The following is a 16,955-nucleotide window of genomic DNA, read 5'->3' as shown; positions in this document are numbered from 1 at the left end:
TCCGGTGGTCGTGGGTTCGAGCCCCATCAGTCACCCCAATTTACTCTAAGATATCGGCGATTAGCGCAGTTTGGTAGCGCACTTGGTTTGGGTCCAAGGGGTCGCAGGTTCAAATCCTGCATCGCCGACCACTTCTAAATTTATAAATACATCCTTTAATTCAGCTTAATTCTCCTTTGTTATTTTGTTGCGTTCGTTTTTTACGCATTTAAACGCTGATTGCTGCTATATACGCCAAATAATTGCCCCCCAGACTCGACTATCATAAATATTAGGTTATAATGCCGCGTCTATTGTTTAACATAGTGCCCATAGGGGCAAAGCAGCAATGGTATCTCATGGTTACAATGCGCCGTTTTAAGTTGAAATTTTCAGCGTTAAAACTTGCTATCACTCATGGAGATCACCTTGTTTGTAAGGAAGGCGAACAGTCGCCAAAATTGAAGATTGAGGTAAATCATGCAAGTTTCTGTTGAGACGACTCAAGGCCTTGAGCGCCGTCTGACCATCACCGTTCCTGCAGAGAACGTTGAGACTGAAGTAAAAAAACGCTTACAACAACTGTCTAAAACCCAGCGTATCGATGGTTTCCGTCCTGGTAAAGTACCAGCGTCTATCATCAACAAGCGTTACGGTGCTGCAGTACGTCAAGAAGTTGCTGGCGAATTAATGCAACGCAACTACATCGAAGCAATCGTTTCTGAAAAAATTAACCCAGCTGGTTCACCTACTTTCGCTCCTAAAGCGTTAGAAGCTGGTAAAGATTTAGAGTTCGATGCAACTTTCGAAGTTTACCCAGAAGTTGAAATCCAAGGTTTAGATAAAATCGCTGTTGAAAAGCCAGCTGTATCTGTAACTGACGAAGACCTAGCTAACATGCTAGAAACTCTACGTAAGCAACACGCTTCTTGGGCTGAAGTTGACGCAGCTGCTGGCGAGAACGATCGTGTAACTATCGACTTCGTTGGTTCTATCGAAGGCGAAGAGTTCGAAGGCGGTAAAGCTGAAGACTTCCCACTAGAGCTTGGTCAAGGTCGTATGATCCCAGGTTTCGAAGACAACATCGTTGGCAAAAAAGCGGGCGAAGAAGTTGTTGCTGAAGTAACTTTCCCTGAAGAGTACCACGCTGAAAACCTTAAAGGTAAAGCAGCTACTTTCGCAATCACTGTTAAGAAAGTCGAAACTCAAGAGCTTCCTGAGCTTAACGACGAGTTCGCAACTAAATTCGGTGTAGCTGAAGGCGGTGTTGACGCTCTTAAAGAAGAAGTTAAAAAGAACATGACACGTGAGCTTGACCAAGCAGTTAAAGCTAACGTTAAAGATCAAGCTATCAAAGGTCTTTTAGCTAACAACGAAATCGAAGTGCCAAAAGCGCTAGTAGATCAAGAAATTGATGCACTACGTCAGCAAGCTGCACAACGTTTCGGTGGCGACGCTAAAAACATGCCTGAGCTTCCTGCTGAATTATTCCACGAGCAAGCTGTAACTCGCGTTAAGACTGGCCTATTACTAGGTGAAGTAATTAAAGCGAACGAGCTTAAAGTTGACGACGCTAAAGTTGAAGAGTTAATCGCAACTGTAGCTTCTGCATACGAAGATCCAACTGAAGTAGTAGAGTACTACAAAGCAAACGATCAGCTTATGCAGCAAATGCGCAACGTAGCGATGGAAGAGCAAGCAGTTGAAGCTATCCTAGCTAAAGCAAACGTGACTGACGTTGAAAAAGCATTCGACGACATCATGAATCCACAGCAAGGTGCTTAATAAGTCATTGACTTAAGCTCTCGCTAGCGATTAAATGGCTCGTGTTACCCTGTATTTATACAGCGTACTCGGGCCATTTTAGTTTGTGGTATCAGTTTCAAAAAAACCAACAATACTGATGTTATTTCAGAACTTTTTTCGACGAGGATTGAATTTGTTCTGATAAGTTCCTATATAGTTATAAAGATTGAATAGACAGCTTAATTTACATTAGTATAAATGTGCTTTCCTTATAGTAAGGATGAGTCGCAGCGGATAAGGAATTAAATAAGAATGAATAGCGGTATGATAGACCCTCTAAACGCACTAGTCCCTATGGTTGTCGAACAAACAGCTAAAGGTGAGCGCTCATATGATATTTACTCACGTCTTTTAAAAGAGCGCATTATTTTCTTAACTGGCCAAGTAGAAGATAACATGGCTAATTTGATTCTTGCGCAAATGCTGTTTTTAGAATCAGAAAACCCAGAAAAAGATATTTATCTTTATATCAATTCGCCAGGCGGTTCTGTGACTGCGGGTATGGCAATTTACGATACAATGAATTTTATCAAGCCTGATGTAAGCACAATTTGTGTTGGCCAAGCGGCAAGCATGGGTGCATTTTTGCTATCAGGTGGTGCTAAAGGTAAGCGTTTTTGTTTACCTAACTCACGTGTAATGATCCACCAACCATTAGGTGGTTTCCAAGGTCAGGCATCTGACTTTGAAATTCATGCCCGTGAAATCTTATCAATTAAAGATAAGCTAAACCGTTTAATGGCTGAACATACTGGCCAGCCACTCGATGTGGTTTCTCGTGATACCGATCGCGACAACTTCATGAGCGCAAGCGAAGCGGTTGAATACGGCCTAGTTGATTCAGTATTTTCAAGCCGCGAATCGAAGTAATCTGAATAGCTAATAATAACGTATTGTTAGCTATCACCCTTTACTATGCGAAAACTAATATTCTTTGATATAGTTAAACATAGTGAATTAGCAGTGGCCTAGTGCTACTGCCAACGTAATAAATGAGGTAGCTGAATGTCTGACACTCCTACAGACGGCGACAAAAGTAATAAATTGTTATACTGCTCTTTCTGCGGCAAAAGCCAGCACGAAGTTCGCAAACTAATTGCTGGTCCTTCAGTATATATTTGCGATGAATGTGTTGAGCTGTGTAACGATATTATCAGGGAAGAAATCAAAGACATTGCGCCGAAGCATAATGCGTCTGATAAACTGCCTGTGCCGAAAGAAATTCGTAATCACTTAGATGATTACGTGATTGGCCAAGACCACGCGAAAAAAGTTCTGTCGGTTGCGGTATACAATCACTACAAACGTTTACGCAATCAAACAATCAATGCAGATATTGAGCTTGGTAAGAGTAATATTCTACTAATCGGTCCTACAGGTAGTGGTAAAACATTACTTGCTGAAACCATGGCTCGTTTACTTGATGTACCATTCACGATGGCGGATGCAACGACACTAACTGAAGCAGGTTATGTAGGTGAAGACGTTGAAAACATCATTCAAAAGCTGCTGCAAAAATGTGATTACGACGTAGAAAAAGCACAACGTGGTATTGTTTACATCGATGAAATCGACAAGATTTCTCGTAAGTCTGACAATCCATCGATCACCCGTGACGTATCGGGCGAAGGTGTACAACAAGCCTTACTTAAGCTAATTGAAGGGACGGTTGCATCTGTGCCACCACAAGGCGGCCGTAAGCATCCACAGCAAGAATTCTTGCAAGTTGATACATCTAAGATCCTATTTATCTGTGGCGGTGCGTTTGCTGGCCTAGATAAAGTGATTGAACAACGCAGCCATAAAAATACCGGTATTGGTTTTGGTGCTGAAGTTAAGCAATCATCAGGTAGCCGTAGCTTAAGTGAAACATTTAAAGATGTTGAACCAGAAGATTTAGTGAAATACGGTTTAATCCCTGAGTTCATTGGTCGTCTTCCAGTTGTTGCGACACTAACAGAACTAGATGAAGCAGCGCTTATTCAAATTCTTAGCGAACCAAAAAATGCATTAACTAAACAGTTCTCTGCATTGTTTGCGATGGAAGATGTTGAGCTTGAGTTCCGCGAAGATGCACTTAGCGCAATTGCTCATAAAGCAATGGAGCGTAAGACTGGTGCTCGTGGCTTGCGTTCAATCGTTGAAGGTGTATTACTTGATACTATGTATGAGTTACCTTCGATGGATGATGTTAGCAAAGTGGTTATTGATGAAACCGTTATTAAAGGTGAGTCAGACCCAATTTTGATTTACCAAAGCGGTAACCAAGACAAAGCTGCATCAGAATAAAGCTGTAATAGTTTAAAAGTTAAGCAGTTGAACACGAAAAAGGAGCCAAAGGCTCCTTTTTTTATAAATATGTTGAACTTTCCCTTACATATCCCCATATACTTGAGTAATCTTTAAAATAAATGAAGTGCGAAGAGAATATAATGACGCTTGAGAGAACAGATCGAGTCGAAATCCCCGTGTTGGCACTGCGCGATGTAGTGGTTTATCCACACATGGTGATCCCGCTATTTGTTGGTCGTGAAAAATCAATAAAATGCCTAGAAGCGGCGATGGACAAGGACAAACAAATTTTCCTAGTGGCGCAAAAAGACGCCTCTGTTGATGATCCGCAGCAAGATGATATCTACCGTGTTGGCACCATTGCCACAGTACTTCAGTTATTAAAGTTACCTGATGGCACCGTTAAAGTGCTTGTTGAAGGCACACAACGTGCAAGCGTTGAAACGTTTTTAGATAACGATGATTTCTTTGTGGCTGAAGCACAGTTCATCGAATCAAGCCATATCGACGAGCAAGAACAAGATATCTTTATTCGCAGCGCAATTAGCCAATTTGAAGGCTATGTAAAGCTTAATAAGAAGATCCCACCTGAAGTACTTACTTCTGTGTCTGGCATTGATGAAGCTGCGCGTCTTGCTGATACCATGGCAGCACACATGCCGCTTAAGGTACCTGAAAAGCAAAAAGTGCTTGAGATTGCCGATGTGACTGAGCGTCTTGAATACTTAATGGCGCTGATGGAAGGCGAGATTGACTTACTGCAAGTTGAGAAAAAAATCCGTACTCGCGTGAAAAAGCAGATGGAAAAGTCGCAGCGTGAGTATTACCTCAACGAGCAAATGAAAGCGATTCAAAAAGAGCTTGGCGAACTTGATGATGTACCCGATGAATTCGAAGCAATTAAAAAACGCATCGAAGAGTCTGGTATGCCTAAAGAAGCGCAAGAGAAAGCAAACGCTGAGTTATCTAAATTAAAAATGATGTCGCCGATGTCGGCGGAAGCAACCGTCGTGCGCTCGTATATTGATACGCTAATCAATGTACCTTGGAAAAAACGCTCTAAGGTGAAAAAAGACTTAGCTGGCGCACAAAAGATTTTAGATAGTGATCATTACGGCTTAGATAAAGTTAAAGAGCGTATTATTGAGTATCTAGCGGTGCAACAACGCACTAATAAGCTTAAAGGCCCAATTTTATGTTTAGTCGGTCCTCCTGGTGTAGGTAAGACTTCACTAGGTCAGTCAATCGCACGCTCTACAGGTCGTAAATATGTGCGTATGGCATTAGGTGGCGTTCGTGACGAAGCGGAAATCCGTGGTCACCGCCGTACTTACATTGGTTCTATGCCTGGTAAGTTAATCCAGAATATGACTAAAGTTGGTGTAAAGAACCCATTATTCTTATTAGATGAAATCGATAAGATGTCATCAGATATGCGTGGCGACCCAGCATCAGCACTACTTGAAGTACTTGATCCTGAGCAAAACAGTCATTTTGCCGATCACTACTTAGAAGTTGATTACGACTTATCTGACGTGATGTTCGTGGCAACATCAAATAGCTTTAATATCCCAGGTCCATTATTAGACCGAATGGAAGTGATTCGCCTTTCGGGTTACACCGAAGACGAGAAGCTAAACATTGCTAAACAGCACTTGATTCCAAAACAAGTTAAGCGCAATGGTTTAAAAGAGCATGAAGTTGAAATTGCTGACAGCGCAATTATTGGCATTATCCGCTACTACACACGTGAAGCGGGCGTTCGTAACTTAGAGCGTGAAGTGTCAAAACTATGCCGTAAAGCAGTTAAAAACATCTTGCTTGATAAAGACACTAAAAAGGTCCTTATCGACGATAACAACCTTGAAGAGTTCTTAGGTGTACAACGCTTTGATTATGGTAAAGCAGAAGACGGTGACCGTATTGGCCAAGTAACGGGTCTTGCGTGGACTGAAGTAGGTGGTGATTTACTGACTATTGAATCAGCGGCTGTACCAGGTAAAGGCAAGTTAACTTACACAGGTTCGCTTGGTGATGTAATGCAAGAGTCAATTCAGGCTGCGATGACGGTTGTTCGTAATCGTGCTGAAAAACTTCGCATTAATAGCGACTTCTATGAAAAACGTGACATTCATGTTCACGTGCCAGAAGGTGCAACACCAAAAGATGGCCCAAGTGCTGGTATTGCCATGGTAACTGGTTTGGTATCGAGCTTAACGGGTAATCCAGTGCGCTCAGATGTAGCAATGACAGGTGAAATCACATTACGTGGTGAAGTATTACCAATTGGTGGCTTAAAAGAAAAGCTACTGGCAGCGCATCGTGGTGGAATTAAAACCGTTATTATACCAAAAATTAACGAACGTGACTTAAAAGAGATCCCAGACAACGTATTAGAGGGCCTTGAAATTCACCCAGTTACATGGATTGATGACGTTTTAAAACTGGCTTTGAAGCACCCAGTAGAGAGTTTTTCTGTCGAAACTGAAAAAAACCAGTAAAAAACCGCAAAAAAGTGCATTTAGGGGCTTTTCAAATACAAAGGGTATGATAAGTTAAGCACTAGTTTTCAAGCCTAGGCCTTATGTGGCCTAGGGTTGAGAAAAATATAATAAACTGAGCATAAACTTAATTTGCTCATAAATTTTCAAAACAGTGATGTTATTTTTTATAAAAACAATCGCTCTTGATAATAACAATGAAAGAGGATGATATTGTGAATAAATCTCAATTAATCGATCAAATCGCAGCTGACGCTGACATTTCTAAAGCGGCTGCAGGTCGTGCACTAGATTCATTCATCGAGGCTGTTTCAGGCGCTCTTAAAGATGGCGATTCAGTAGCGCTAGTTGGCTTTGGTACTTTCTCTGTACGTGAGCGTGCAGCGCGTTCAGGTCGTAACCCGCAAACTGGTGAGACTATCCAGATTGCTGCAGCAAACATTCCTTCTTTCAAAGCAGGTAAAGCGCTGAAAGACGCAGTAAACTAATCATTAAAGATTAGTTGGTGAGAGATACCTAATCACACTTAAATTGAATTTAGGTAACTTATCACCAGTTACTTCAAGTGAAAAAGCGTATCTGGTAAGATACGCTTTTTTTACATGAGCAGGGTTAATTTGTACCTGATCAGAATAGAGATAGATAAATGCTTGAGAAAATCAGAGAAGGTTCGCAGGGACCTGCAGCCAAAATTATTTTAGGCGCGGTGATTTTATCTTTTGCTTTAGCTGGGATCGGTGGTTATTTAGGACAAACCACAGAGCAACCCGTTGCAGAAGTAAATGGAGTTAAAATTAGCCAAACCGAATTCAGCCGTGCATACCAAAACGAACGTAACCGTTTAGAACAACAATTTGGTGAATACTTCGCACAAATCGCTGCTGATCCAAATTACATGGCACAAATTCGCCAAGGCGTAATCGACCGTTTAGTACAACAAGAATTGCAAACTCAACTAGCGGCAGAATTAGGTCTTCGTGTAAGCGACGAAAGTGTTCGTAAAGCAATTTTAGAAATGCCTTACTTCCAAGTAGGCGGCCAGTTTAGCAACGACCGTTACTTACAAGTTATTCGTCAAATGAATTTCCAACCAGATGCTTTCCGTGAATATTTACGTGAAGATATGACACGCAGCCAATTAGTGGGTGCCGTTGCTGGTACAGATTTCATCTTAGAAAATGAATTAAACAACAGCGTTGCTCTACAACAGCAAACGCGCAGTATTGATTACTTAGTTGTTGCTAAAGAATCATTACAAGCTGGTATCGAAGTAACAGAGCAAGAAATTGTTGATTACTATGAGTTGAATCAACCGCAATTCTTAGCACCAGAGCAAGTGTCTGTAAGCTACATTGACTTAAATGCAGCGAGCTTAACGCTTGATTCAAGTGTTTCAGAAGAAGATATCAAAGCTTACTATGATCAAAACAGTGCCCAATATGTTGAGCCTGAAAAACGTCGTGTATCGCACATCTTAATTGATAACAGCGAAGACGATGATGCAGCAAAAGCGAAAGCTGAAGAGCTACTAACGCAGTTACAAAACGGTGCTGATTTTGCTGAGCTAGCTGAGTCATCTTCTGATGACGTAGTGAGTGCAGAAATGGGCGGTGACCTAGACTGGATTGAGCGTGATATGATGGACCCTGCGTTTGAAGATGCAACGTATGCTCTTGAAAACAAAGGTGACATTTCTGACGTTGTAGAATCAGAGTTTGGTTATCACATCATCAAACTTACTGATATTCAAACACAGCAAGTTAAACCATATGCTGACGTAAAAGATGAGCTTCGCGCTGAACTTGAGCGTACTAAGAAAATTAATGCGTTCTATGAAAAGCAAACTCAAATGGGTGAGCTTGCGTTCGAAATTTCAGATACTTTAATTGATGCAGCAGAAGCAGCAGGCGTTGAAGTGCAGAAAACAGAACTTGTGACTCGCAATGCATTACCTGAGCCGCTAAACAACCCACAAGTTGTTACTGCTATTTTCTCACCTGAAGTGTTAGAAGATCGCATGAACTCAGAAGTAATTGAAGTAGGTGATGAACATGCTGTTGTTGTTCGTGTAAACGATCACAAAGCTGCGACTACGAAAGCACTAGCAGATGTGTCTGAGCAAATTAAGGCGACGTTAGTTTCACAAAAAGCATCGGAGCTTGCTAAAGAAAAAGCACGCACTCTATACGCTGAGATCGAAGCTGGTAAGAGCCTAAACGAAGTTGCACAAGCTGAAGGCCTAACAGTACGCCAAGAAGCTGCACTTGCTCGTCAAGCTTACACAGTGTCACCAGCTATTGTTCAACAAGCTTTCAAAATGGCTCACCCACAAGGTGCACCAGAGGTTGAAGTTGTTGACCTAAACAATGGCGATGCGGCAATTGTTGCGCTAAAAGCAGTTAATCCAGCGACTGAAGTTGAGATTAATGAGCAACAAAAGCAAAACATCACGATGGCTCAAGTGAATAAAAACTACATGGTATTTATTGCAGCACTAAAAGCACAAGCTGAAGTGCAAGTACCAAAAGCGACTCAAGCTGCTGAATAATTAGCAAACTGAGTTAAATAAAAGGCGCCTACTGGCGCCTTTTTTGTTAACGTTAAAGGTAATGCAAGTTATAAGGAGCTTTTATGGAGTACAGTCTAATAGAGCAGCTACCAAGCGCAGAAGAATACTGTGATATGCGCCTTAAAGCTGGCTTATCAGCACGTTCATTAGCGGCTGCAAAGGCGGGGTTACCAAACTCTCTTTATGCTATTTGTATTCGTAAAAACGATGAGTTGATTGGCATGGGCCGCGTTATTGGTGATGGCGGCTGTAATTTTGAAGTGGTTGATATTGCTGTATCACCTGAATATCAAGGGCAAGGGTTAGGGCGTGTCATTATGGAACATGTTGACCGCTACATCGAATCTGCCGCTTATGAAGGTAGTTACGTCACTATGGTCGCTGACAAACCTGGCTTTTACGAAAAGCTTGGCTACAAGTTTGTCGCACCACAAAGCCAAGGGATGTATAAAAAGTTTTGATAAGAGTAAAGCTGCAAGGGGAGTGATCGAATCACTCAGTAGGAGGCGTTTTAACGCCGAATCAAACTGACAGCTTACGGCTGATAGCTGACAGCTCACTATCAACAGTTCAACAACTTCTGCGTTACCACCGATTGGGGGTCTTGGAAAATCGCTTCGGTTTGGCCGTATTCAACAATCTCACCGTGATCAAGTACCACAAGTTGGTCGCTAATATGACGCACCAAACTTAGGTGATGCGTAATAAGTACATAGCTAAGGCCTGTGTCTTTTTGTAGACGTAGCAATAAGTTTACCGTTTGTGCGCGTACAGACGGGTCAAGGGACGATAACGCTTCATCGAGCACGACAACCTTAGGGTCTAAAATTAAAGCCCGTGCAAGCGCTATACGTTGTAATTGACCACTACTAAACATATGCGGGTAATAGTGCTGGTGATCTAAAAGCAAGCCCACTTTTGCGAGGGTTTGCTTTATTTTATCTTCACGCTCTTCTTTGTTTAAATCAGTGTTGTACTGTAAACAGTCATTGAGCATATCGCCAATGGTTAAACCTGGATTCAAAGACGCTTCAGAGTCTTGGAAAATCAACCTAATATGGCGACAGTCGTTATCACGCAAGCCATCATTTTCGATGATATTGCCATCAAGTAGAATTTGCCCTTTATCTGCGTTATCAGCCCCAGCAAGCAATTTGGCGAGAGTACTTTTACCTGAGCCAGTTTCGCCAATAATGGCGATCGTCTCGCCTTGCCCTAAGCAAAACGAAATATCTTTTAATACAGTAAAGCTTCTACGTGAAAATAAACCGGCACGTAAATTAAAACTCTTTGATAATGCTTGAACTTTGAGTAGGGGCTGCATTATTTCATCGCCTTAATTAATGGGAAATGACAGGCGTAACTCTGGCTATGATGCTTGGTCAATTTCGGGGTAACGACACACTCTTTTTGTGCTTGTGGGCAACGTGGGCCTAAGCGGCAGCCAATAGGTAAATGTTGTAAAGTTGGAATGGTGCCTTTTAAAGCATAAAACGGCTCCTTATGGGCAAGCCCTTGCTCATAATCAGGCAAACTTTTTAACAGTGCTTGGGTATAAGGATGTCGCGGCTGGCTAAAAATTTTGTTAGTCGGCCCAGCTTCAACCATCTGACCGCAGTATAAAACATGCATGCCATGAGACCACTCTACAATTTCCTCAAGCTCGTGAGAGATCATCAAAATCGACATGTTCTTTAGCTGGTTTAAGCTTTTTAGCAGTCTAAATACCTGCGCACGCGTGGTGCTCTCAAGAGCGGTAGTTGGCTCATCGGCAATCAATAGTTTTGGGGTACGTGCAATGGCCATGGCAATCATCACTTTTTGACAAATACCTTCAGAGAGCTCATGAGGGTAGCTGTCGAGCACCTTCTTATGGTCTTTAATACCAACCTTGTGGATTAACGCTTTTACTCTGTCTTTTCGTTGTCTGTTTCGTTTTAAGAAAAAACCACTGGTTGCTTGTTCAGGTAAGGTCTCGGCAATTTGGTCGAATATCTTGGCAGTTGGATCTAGGCAGCGGCTTGGATCTTGGTAGATCATAGCAATGTCTTGACCTACGAGTTTACGGCGTTGCTCGTTAGATAAGCGCATTAAATCCACGCCACGCCAATGCATGCGGTCTGCAGTGATATGCCAACGTTTGTTTAAAACTCCAACAATGGCTTTTGCAATTAAGCTTTTACCTGAGCCAGACTCACCAACCAAAGCATGTACTTCGCCTTCTTTTAAGGTCATGCTGACTCTATCCACCGCACGAATCACGGTATCTGAAGTGCGTAACTCTATAGTGAGGTTACGAATATCGAGTAATTGCATAATTAGTCGGCCTTACGTTCTTTAAGCACTTGGCGTAAACCGTCACCTACTAAATTGGTAGACAGCACTGCTAAAAATAATAATACGCCTGGTAAGCCAACAGTCCAAGGGGCAAGGTAAATTAAACCTAGATTTTCAGCCAAAATAGCGCCCCATTCTGTGGTGGGGGGCTGGGCGCCCAATTTTAAAAAGCCAAGTGCCGAGATATCCAAAATCGCAGTAGAAAGCGCCATGGTAAAAATAACCACAATATGCTCGTAAATGTTCGGAAAAATACCACGAGCAAGAATATGCCAATTGGATGCGCCATCAAGCTTGAATGCTGTTATGTAATCTTTGTTCAGCTCTTCGACAATTAAGTTACGCACCGAGTGAATAAACTGAGGCAATAAGGCTAATATAATCGCCCATACTGTATTCATTAAGCCAGGGCCAAGAATCGCAATAATAATGATGGCCAGTAATAATGATGGAATTGATAAGGTAATATCAAGCAAGTGATTTAAAAAGCTTGAGCGAATACCTTTGCTAATTCCTGCAAAGGTGCCCACTAACACACCTATCACTGTGGTGATCAAAGCTGCGACAACCGATAAACCAAAGGTGTAAGTTGCACCATTCATTAAACGTGACAATACATCTCGGCCTAAATCGTCGGTGCCTAATAAAAAGCGTACGTCACCTGCATCATGCCACGATGGCGGTAATAGCAGTGCATCGCTGTGTTGCTGGTTCACGCCATAAGGTGCAAGGAGTGGTGCAGACACTGCCAGTAACACTAAAGCAATAAACAACCATAAGCCGACAAGGGCAGGGTGATTGGTTTTAAATTTCTTCCAAAATCGCGCTAACGGCGATTTATTCGACTCTTCAGAGAATAAATTAAACTTTGCCATGTGCTTGGTTCCGCGATAATGGGTCGAATAAGGTATAAGTGAGTTCAGCAATAATGGTAGCTAAAATAACGAACATAGAAACAGCGAGTAAGCCACCTTGAATTGCAGGGTAGTCACGCTGATAAATACTATCGATAAGCCAACGACCAATGCCCGGCCATGAGAAAATAACCTCGGTGATCATCGCAAGGGTGATCAAAGTACTAAACTGTAGACCTATTTGTTTAATCACCGGTAGCAGCGCATTACGCAGAGCGTGGTGAATAATCAGCTGCGCACGGTTTAAGCCCTTTGCGCGCGCTGTTTTAATATAACTTTGATCGAGTACTTTCAGCATTGAATCACGGGTAAAGCGAACTAGTACTGTGGTCGGATACATAGCAAGTACTATGGTAGGTAGTGTTAAATGATGGATTGCATCTAAAAATGCCATGCCATCATAGGGGAAATCAGCTAAAAAGATATCAATAAGTATAAAGCCGGTAACTGGTTCTATTTCGTAAAGAAGGCCCATTCGGCCCGACATAGGAAACCAGCCTAGTTGCAGGGAAAACACCATAATTAGTAACAATGCTAACCAAAAAACGGGCATTGAATAGCCAAAAAGTGTGCCGGAATTTATCAGTTTATCAGGCCAACGTTTGTAGTAGGCAGCGGCTAAAATACCACTTGGTACGCCAACTATGACGGATACAATGAGCGCATAAAGACTCAATTCGAGTGTTGCTGGAAATAAGTCTTTTATATGTTGAAATACACTCTCACCAGATGCAAAAGAAATTCCCCAATCCCCCTGAATAATGCGTTCTAAAAAGGCAAAGTATTGCACCACGTAGTTGTCGGTAAAGTGAAACTTTTCCTCTAACACACTGGTTTGCGAGAACGTACTATTAGTAATACCGCTTAAGTTAGTTAGCGCATCACCCGGGAACATAAAGCTCAATGAAAAGGTAAAAATACTCAGCGTCAGCATCATAAACATTAACAACGCTAGACGACGAAGAATATAATCAAGGATCATTATTCTTTCCTCGCGTTAGCTAGTGAAATGCCGCCGAATGGGCTTAAATTTATACCTTTTACGTCACTACTTGCTGCTTGAAAGCGCATACCATGGGCTATCGGCAAAATAGGCAGCTCTTGCACTATGATCCGCTGTGCCTGATTGTAGTATTGTTTTCGTTTTTCAAGATCTGTGGTGTCGAGGGCTTGAGTAAGTAATAAATCAAATTCAGGATGACACCAATTGGCAGGGTTTTTACCACTAAATGTTGCGGTGCAACTTAACAATGGGCTCATAAAATTATCAGGATCTGGCGTATCAGCAGCCCAACCAAGTAACACACTATCGTGTCTATGCTCACCAACGCGTTGTAAGAAGGTGTTCCACTCATACTCGACGATATTAACGTTTACACCAATCTTGCGTAAATCACTTTGCATCAGCTCAGCCATTTTACGGGCGTTTGGATTATAAATACGGCTTACCGGCATAGCCCAAATATTCATATCAAAGCCATTTTTGTAGCCAGCTTCTGCGAGCAAGGTTTTGGCAAGAGCTGGGTTAAATTCAGGCATGGCTTTTTGCGCTTCAAATGCCCACGAAGCTGGAGGCAGTAATGACTGTGCCTTAATGCCGTTACCGTAATACACCGCTTGCATGATTTTATCGACATCAATGGCGCTGGCGAGTGCTTGGCGTACACGTACATCATCAAAAGGCGGGCGCTCTGTGTTAAAGGCCCAATAACCAATATTTAAGTTTTGCTCTTTTTGAACTTTAATATCTTCACGTTGCGATAAAATACTAAGCTGCGCGCTGCTTGGGTGCGCAGTCACATCACACTCTTTGGTGAGCATTTTCGCAACGCGTGTGGTGCCGTTTGGCGTAATGTCATACACCAGTTGCTCAAGCACAACCGGGTGTTTCCAGTAGTCTGGGTTGCGGTAATAGCGAATTAAACGGTCGCGACGATATTCTTTATATACATAAGGGCCAGTACCCACTGGGTATTGGTCAAATAAGTTTTCTTGATTTCGCGCTTTAAGCTGCATGGCGTATTCTTCCGATAACACCACGGCAAAGTCGGTTGCTAGGTTTGCTAAAAAGCTGCTTTCAGCATTATAAAGCTCAAACCGTACTTGGTAATCAGAAACACGCACAATACGACGAATAAGCTGATCAATACCCACACTTTGAAAATAAGGGTAACTGGCATCACCAACAAAGTGATAAGGGTTATAAACGTCAAATAAGCGGCTAAAGGTAAAAATTACATCATCAGCGTTAAAATCACGGCTTGGGGTAAAGTATTTTGTGGTATGAAACTTAACCCCTTTGCGCAGGGTAAAGGTAATTGCTTTGCCGTCTGGGCTAATTTTCCAATCAGTTGCCAGCTCTGCTTTAAACTCGGCAGACACCGGATCAATACTTAACAGGCGATCATAAAGCTGATTGGCGATAATATCGATAGTTGAACCCGTCGTTGTCACTTGCGGATTAAACGACACAGGGTTTGCTTCAGCGCAATAGACTAAGCCCTGGTTTTTTTGTTCTGTGGTTTTTTCTTCGTTATCTAGGCAGCCTACTAAGCACACCAAAGACAAAGCAAGTAACGGTTTAAACACCTGATTAGCCTCTAACTATTGCTGCTGATCTAATAAATTGTATTTTTTCAAATAGCCACGTAATTGATGATACGTTAATTCTAAGTGTTCTGCAGTTTTCTTTTGGTTAAATTGGCTATGTTCAAGCGCTTTTTTAATCACATCAATTTCAAAGTCGTTAGATAGCTGCTTTAAATTACAAGGAAATTGAATGTCGGGCTTATTGAGTGTCACAACGTCTTGATTTTGTGTCGTGGCGATAGGCGCAGCTTCTACGTTTGCAACAGGGGCACTGCTAACTGCAGCTTTAACGCGCTGTTTAGGTCTAAATTTACTCGCAAATGGATCTAAAATAATCTGGTGAACGGGAATATGTTCGTTACCATGACGATATAAGCTACGTTCAACCACATTCTTTAATTCACGAATATTACCCGGCCACTCATAAGATTGTAGCGTTTCGATGGCGCTACGCGTAAAGCCACTAAATAGCTCCCACTCAAGGTCGCGAGCCATGTTAATTGCAAATTGTTCTGCCAATAACATGATATCTTCTTGGCGTTCACGCAGCGGGGGCAGGGTAATCACATCAAAAGCGAGGCGGTCGAGTAAGTCGCTTCTAAATTCGCCTTGCTCAGCTAGGGTTGGTAAATCTTCATTGGTCGCACAGACTAAACGGGTATCGACTTTAACGGTTTGCTTACCACCAACGCGTTCAAATTCGCCGTATTCAATAACGCGTAGTAGTTTTTCTTGTACCATCGCCGAGGTATTGGCTAATTCATCAAGGAATAGCGTACCGCCATTAGCACGTTCAAAGCGGCCTTCGTGGCGTTTGCTGGCACCGGTGAATGCACCACTTTCATGACCAAATAATTCACTTTCGAGCAGGTTTTCGTTAAGCGCTGCACAGTTGAGCTTTATATAGTTTTGGTCCCAACGCTTAGATAAGAAGTGCAAACGGGCTGCAATAAGTTCTTTACCCGTACCGCGCTCACCAATAATAAGGACTGGCTTTTCTAAACTGGCTAGTTGCGAAACTTGATCAAGCACACTTAAAAAACTGTCAGATTGGCCGAGTAAATTATCCTGTTGGCGAAATTGGCTCATATTCCCTAACTCTTAGTCATTTTTACTAAGATCTAGTGTATTTCATTATCTATGAGAACTAAAGAAATTTATAAATTTAGTTTAACTGTTTGAATATATTAAGTTATTCTAAGTTTATAAAAGTTGGCAAGCATATTGATACTAGATATACCAACTGATTAAGTTAAAACACCAAAGAGGTAAATGTTATGGGAATTTTTTCACGTTTTGCAGACATCGTTAATTCTAATATCAATGCCATCTTAGATAAAGCAGAAGACCCAGAAAAAATGGTTCGCCTGATCATCCAAGAGATGGAAGATACATTAGTAGAAGTTCGCTCTACATCAGCAAAAACACTTGCTGAGAAAAAAGAGCTAGTACGTCGCGTTGAAACTTTAAAAGTTCAAGTTGCAGACTGGCAAGAAAAAGCTGAATTAGCACTAAGTAAAGACCGTGATGATTTAGCACGTGCAGCACTGATTGAAAAGCAAAAGTCAGCAGATGCAGTCGCAGCGGTTGAAACTGAGCTTGAGCATGTAGAGTCTCACATCGAGAAACTACAGCAAGAAGTCAGCACGTTACAAGAGAAGCTAGCTGATGCAAAAGCGCGTCAAAAAGCAATCATCTTACGTCAACGCTCTGCTGAGTCACGTCTTGAAGTTAAAAAAGCACTCGACAGCTCTAAAGTTGAAGACGCTTTAAACCGCTTCGAACGTTACGAAACTAAGATCGATGGTCTAGAATCACAAATAGAGTCTTATGATCTTGGTAAAAAATCATTAGCTGACGAAATCGCTGGTCTTCAGCAAGACGAAAAGATTGATGATGAGCTAGCTGAGCTTAAGAAAAAACTAGCAGATAAAAAATAATAAATGGGGGCATGTCCCCCAATGCTTA

The 16,955-nt window shown here is 42.0% G+C and carries 14 protein-coding genes and 1 tRNA gene; 9 read left to right on the top strand and 6 right to left on the bottom strand.

What is annotated here, in order from left to right:
• The first annotated feature begins 54 nt into the window (after nucleotides 1-54).
• The 8 genes from CWB80_RS07745 (at nucleotide 55) to CWB80_RS07710 (ending at nucleotide 9,608) form a co-directional block, all read left to right on the top strand.
• Nucleotides 55-131: transfer RNA gene (locus CWB80_RS07745), tRNA-Pro, on the top strand.
• A gap of 328 nt (nucleotides 132-459) precedes the next feature.
• Nucleotides 460-1,764, top strand: a complete 1,305-nt coding sequence (gene tig / locus CWB80_RS07740; protein WP_054553149.1) for a trigger factor — start codon at nucleotides 460-462, stop codon at nucleotides 1,762-1,764.
• Nucleotides 1,765-2,037: 273 nt separating this feature from the next.
• Nucleotides 2,038-2,655 carry an ATP-dependent Clp endopeptidase proteolytic subunit ClpP gene (clpP, locus tag CWB80_RS07735; RefSeq protein WP_054553148.1) on the top strand — a complete coding sequence of 206 codons (618 nt, stop codon included), beginning with the start codon at nucleotides 2,038-2,040 and terminating at the stop codon, nucleotides 2,653-2,655.
• Between the two features lie 135 nt (nucleotides 2,656-2,790).
• On the top strand, nucleotides 2,791-4,074 hold the full coding sequence (clpX, locus tag CWB80_RS07730) for an ATP-dependent protease ATP-binding subunit ClpX (RefSeq protein ID WP_054553147.1): 1,284 nt from the start codon (nucleotides 2,791-2,793) through the stop codon (nucleotides 4,072-4,074).
• Between the two features lie 143 nt (nucleotides 4,075-4,217).
• Entirely contained in the window at nucleotides 4,218-6,578 is a 2,361-nt protein-coding gene (gene lon / locus CWB80_RS07725; RefSeq protein ID WP_054553146.1) for an endopeptidase La, read from the top strand.
• Between the two features lie 197 nt (nucleotides 6,579-6,775).
• On the top strand, nucleotides 6,776-7,066 hold the full coding sequence (locus CWB80_RS07720; protein WP_175580427.1) for an HU family DNA-binding protein: 291 nt from the start codon (nucleotides 6,776-6,778) through the stop codon (nucleotides 7,064-7,066).
• A gap of 158 nt (nucleotides 7,067-7,224) precedes the next feature.
• Nucleotides 7,225-9,126 carry a peptidylprolyl isomerase gene (ppiD, locus tag CWB80_RS07715; RefSeq protein ID WP_138599302.1) on the top strand — a complete coding sequence of 634 codons (1,902 nt, stop codon included), beginning with the start codon at nucleotides 7,225-7,227 and terminating at the stop codon, nucleotides 9,124-9,126.
• A gap of 83 nt (nucleotides 9,127-9,209) precedes the next feature.
• On the top strand, nucleotides 9,210-9,608 hold the full coding sequence (locus CWB80_RS07710; protein WP_054553144.1) for a GNAT family N-acetyltransferase: 399 nt from the start codon (nucleotides 9,210-9,212) through the stop codon (nucleotides 9,606-9,608).
• A gap of 101 nt (nucleotides 9,609-9,709) precedes the next feature.
• Here CWB80_RS07710 and CWB80_RS07705 read toward each other — a convergent pair whose 3' ends face one another.
• Genes CWB80_RS07705 through pspF form a run of 6 tightly spaced genes read right to left on the bottom strand, consistent with a single transcriptional unit; the run spans nucleotide 9,710 to nucleotide 16,076 of the window.
• Entirely contained in the window at nucleotides 9,710-10,471 is a 762-nt protein-coding gene (locus CWB80_RS07705) for an ATP-binding cassette domain-containing protein (RefSeq protein WP_054553143.1), read from the bottom strand.
• Nucleotides 10,471-11,463: a peptide ABC transporter ATP-binding protein gene (locus CWB80_RS07700; protein WP_054553142.1), complete on the bottom strand. Its 993-nt coding sequence runs from the start codon at nucleotides 11,461-11,463 to the stop codon at nucleotides 10,471-10,473. Before CWB80_RS07700 ends, CWB80_RS07705 begins: the two co-directional genes overlap by 1 nt.
• Nucleotides 11,464-11,465: 2 nt before the next feature.
• Nucleotides 11,466-12,359 (bottom strand): ABC transporter permease subunit, encoded by an 894-nt coding sequence (locus CWB80_RS07695; RefSeq protein ID WP_054553141.1) that lies wholly within the window; start codon nucleotides 12,357-12,359, stop codon nucleotides 11,466-11,468.
• The gene (locus CWB80_RS07690) at nucleotides 12,346-13,380 is read right to left on the bottom strand and encodes an ABC transporter permease (protein WP_054553140.1); all 1,035 of its coding nucleotides are present in this window, start codon (nucleotides 13,378-13,380) and stop codon (nucleotides 12,346-12,348) included. The genes CWB80_RS07695 and CWB80_RS07690 overlap by 14 nt, the downstream gene beginning before the upstream one ends.
• Nucleotides 13,380-14,987, bottom strand: coding sequence for an ABC transporter substrate-binding protein (locus CWB80_RS07685; RefSeq protein WP_138599303.1), 1,608 nt, complete (start codon nucleotides 14,985-14,987; stop codon nucleotides 13,380-13,382). The genes CWB80_RS07690 and CWB80_RS07685 overlap by 1 nt, the downstream gene beginning before the upstream one ends.
• Before the next feature lie 15 nt (nucleotides 14,988-15,002).
• Complete coding sequence (gene pspF, locus CWB80_RS07680; protein WP_054562065.1) at nucleotides 15,003-16,076, bottom strand: phage shock protein operon transcriptional activator; 1,074 nt, start codon at nucleotides 16,074-16,076, stop codon at nucleotides 15,003-15,005.
• Between the two features lie 188 nt (nucleotides 16,077-16,264).
• Between pspF and pspA the strand changes: the two genes are divergently transcribed.
• The gene (pspA, locus tag CWB80_RS07675) at nucleotides 16,265-16,927 is read left to right on the top strand and encodes a phage shock protein PspA (protein WP_054553137.1); all 663 of its coding nucleotides are present in this window, start codon (nucleotides 16,265-16,267) and stop codon (nucleotides 16,925-16,927) included.
• Nucleotides 16,928-16,955: the final 28 nt, after the last annotated feature.

This window comes from Pseudoalteromonas sp. S1650, assembly GCF_005887195.1.
GTDB classification, from domain to species: Bacteria; Pseudomonadota; Gammaproteobacteria; order Enterobacterales; family Alteromonadaceae; genus Pseudoalteromonas; species Pseudoalteromonas simplex.
This window is presented reverse-complemented; position numbering and strand designations above follow the sequence as displayed.

Bases quoted from the DNA above. Each gene is read 5' to 3' on its own strand.
- clpX (WP_054553147.1), top strand. From the start codon at position 2,791: ATGTCTGACACTCCTACAGACGGCGACAAAAGTAATAAATTGTTATAC.
- CWB80_RS07720 (WP_175580427.1), top strand. From the start codon at position 6,776: ATGAAAGAGGATGATATTGTGAATAAATCTCAATTAATCGATCAAATC.
- tig (WP_054553149.1), top strand. From the start codon at position 460: ATGCAAGTTTCTGTTGAGACGACTCAAGGCCTTGAGCGCCGTCTGACC.
- CWB80_RS07710 (WP_054553144.1), top strand. From the start codon at position 9,210: ATGGAGTACAGTCTAATAGAGCAGCTACCAAGCGCAGAAGAATACTGT.
- ppiD (WP_138599302.1), top strand. From the start codon at position 7,225: ATGCTTGAGAAAATCAGAGAAGGTTCGCAGGGACCTGCAGCCAAAATT.
- pspA (WP_054553137.1), top strand. From the start codon at position 16,265: ATGGGAATTTTTTCACGTTTTGCAGACATCGTTAATTCTAATATCAAT.
- CWB80_RS07690 (WP_054553140.1), bottom strand. From the start codon at position 13,380: ATGATCCTTGATTATATTCTTCGTCGTCTAGCGTTGTTAATGTTTATG.
- CWB80_RS07705 (WP_054553143.1), bottom strand. From the start codon at position 10,471: ATGCAGCCCCTACTCAAAGTTCAAGCATTATCAAAGAGTTTTAATTTA.
- pspF (WP_054562065.1), bottom strand. From the start codon at position 16,076: ATGAGCCAATTTCGCCAACAGGATAATTTACTCGGCCAATCTGACAGT.
- clpP (WP_054553148.1), top strand. From the start codon at position 2,038: ATGAATAGCGGTATGATAGACCCTCTAAACGCACTAGTCCCTATGGTT.
- lon (WP_054553146.1), top strand. From the start codon at position 4,218: ATGACGCTTGAGAGAACAGATCGAGTCGAAATCCCCGTGTTGGCACTG.
- CWB80_RS07695 (WP_054553141.1), bottom strand. From the start codon at position 12,359: ATGGCAAAGTTTAATTTATTCTCTGAAGAGTCGAATAAATCGCCGTTA.
- CWB80_RS07700 (WP_054553142.1), bottom strand. From the start codon at position 11,463: ATGCAATTACTCGATATTCGTAACCTCACTATAGAGTTACGCACTTCA.